The organism is Streptomyces sp. NPDC057654, assembly GCF_042800135.1.
In the GTDB taxonomy this organism is placed as follows: domain Bacteria; phylum Actinomycetota; class Actinomycetes; order Streptomycetales; family Streptomycetaceae; genus Streptomyces.
In genome coordinates this window covers 1-2,015 of sequence record NZ_JBHVHQ010001188.1, presented here as the reverse complement: position 1 = coordinate 2,015, position 2,015 = coordinate 1, and the positions used below count along the sequence as shown (strand labels likewise).

At 69.7% G+C, this 2,015-nt stretch carries 2 protein-coding genes and 1 pseudogene; all 3 read left to right on the top strand.

Annotation, left to right across the window (positions count from 1 at the left end):
* Positions 1-263 (top strand): annotated as a pseudogene (locus ACFU99_RS41865) (hypothetical protein); the annotation flags it as partial.
* 443 nt (positions 264-706) lie between these two features.
* Positions 707-1,648 carry a TauD/TfdA family dioxygenase gene (locus tag ACFU99_RS41860; protein WP_384403546.1) on the top strand — a complete coding sequence of 314 codons (942 nt, stop codon included), beginning with the start codon at positions 707-709 and terminating at the stop codon, positions 1,646-1,648.
* Positions 1,649-1,784: 136 nt separating this feature from the next.
* A complete protein-coding gene (locus tag ACFU99_RS41855; protein WP_384403543.1) occupies positions 1,785-2,006 on the top strand; it encodes an MbtH family protein in 222 nt (73 codons plus the stop codon).
* The last annotated feature ends 9 nt before the right edge of the window (positions 2,007-2,015 follow it).

Below are 2,015 nucleotides of genomic sequence, written 5' to 3'. Positions count from 1 at the left end.
GCCTCGACGCGCGGGCGGTCGCGGCGGCGGTCGCCGCCGGGCCGGCCGTGCCGAACATGCGCAAGGACCCCTCGCTGCGTACGGAAGCGGGGCGCACGCTCCTGCGGCTGCTGAGCGCTCACTCCATCGGCGAAGAGGAGAAGTGGCGGCGGCTCGTGGACAGCGTGCCCCGGCACCGGGCCGATTCGGTGGCCCGCGCCGCCCGTGCCTGTGCCGAGCAATGGGTCCGCTTCGCGAAGGAGCTGGAGCTCCGGGGCACCTGAGCGCGGGCCGGGGCGTCGGTACGTCCGTACGCCCGGTACGTCCGTACGCCCGGTACGTCCGTAAGTCCGGTACGTCCGTAAGTCCCGTCAAGGCCGGTGACGCTTCGGCGCCGCCGGCCTCGACGGCGTCCACGGCTCCGCGCCGCCCGGCGAATTGACGCGCGGAACGCGACGCGCGGGGAAATGCCCGGCGGATGATTCGCCGGACGAGCCGAATGAATTGCCGATCTCCATGGCCGGTCATGTGCACAGCCGTCGAACGGCGTTGGCACGCCTACCCCCAGGTGATAGTTTCGCGACGTAATGCGGAGGGCCGAATGCGGGGCGGGGGATTCCATCGGCTGTCGCTCACCGCGGTCACCGGGTATATGCGCACAATACCGCGACCGCGCACAGAGCCCGCTGGAATTTTTTCGGACGCCCGCGGAAGAGGGAGTTTCGCTGTGACGGACGTGCAGGACTGGAAGCCGCTGGAGATTCGCCCCGAGGACGTCGGGACGCGGCCGGGGGCGGCCGGCCTGGTGGAGTATCTGAAGGGCCATCCCGGATTCGACTCGCTCCTGGTGGAGAACAAGGCAGTGGTGTTCCGGGACTTCGCCGTACCGGAAGGTGAACTGGAGCCCGTACTCGATCTGCTGCTGCCGAACCGGCTGGCCTATGTGCACGGGAATTCACCGCGGACCAAGGTGGGGGAGAATGTCTACACCTCCACGGAATATCCGCAGGAGCTGACCATCTCCATGCACAACGAACTGTCCTACAGCGCCCAGTGGCCGTCGCGGCTGCTGTTCTACTGCGCCGTCGCACCGGGCTCCGGCGGCGCCACCCCCGTCGTCGACGGGGTGAAGTGGCTGGCGTCGCTGGACGACGAGGTGCGGGAGGCGTTCGCCCAGGGCGTGCGCTACTCCCAGAACCTGCATGACGGGCTCGGCCTGGGCAAGAGCTGGCAGGACACCTTCGAGACCGACGACCGGGGCACGGTGGAGGCGTTCCTCGCGGGCTCCGCCGCCGAATGGGAGTGGAAGGGCGACGGCAGCCTGCGGGTCAGCCAGGTCCGGCCGTCCACCACCCGCCACCCGGTGACGGGCGCGGAGGTGTGGTTCAACCAGTCGGACCAGTGGCACCCCGCGGCCCTCGGCGACGAGACCGCGGCCGAGCTCGCCGAGCTGCTGCCGGCCGAGGAGCTGCCGCAGTCGGTCACGTTCGCGGACGGCAGCCCCATTCCGGGGGAGTACGCGATTCAGGTGCGGGACCGGGGGCTGGAGGCCGCCGTCGACGTGGACTGGCGCCAGGGCGATCTGCTGCTGATCGACAACGTCCTCGTCGGGCACGGGCGCAGGCCCTTCACGGGCGACCGCAAGGTGCTCGTCGCGATGACCGACTGAGCCGCCCCGCGCCCTCGTGCCTACCGCTGTGCCTACCGCGCTGCCCGGTTCCCCGCTCCATCAGTTTCCGCTTTTCTGTACCGACATGTTGTGAGCCGCCCGCGCGGGCGGCCCTCGCGATGACAGGAGTCGATCCATGACGAATCCGTTCGAGGACGCCGAGGGCGCGTACCTGGTGCTGGTGAACGACGAGGGGCAGCATTCGCTGTGGCCCTCGTTCGTGGAGGTGCCGGCCGGGTGGACGGTCGCGCTCCAGGAGACGGCGCGTCAGACGTGCCTGGACTACATCAACGAGCACTGGACCGATATGCGGCCGAAGAGCCTCATAGCGGCCATGGACGGCGACGCCGCCGCCTGACCGTGATCC

Coding starts and splice junctions, on each gene's coding strand:
- ACFU99_RS41855 (WP_384403543.1), top strand. CDS start 1,785: ATGACGAATCCGTTCGAGGACGCCGAGGGCGCGTACCTGGTGCTGGTG.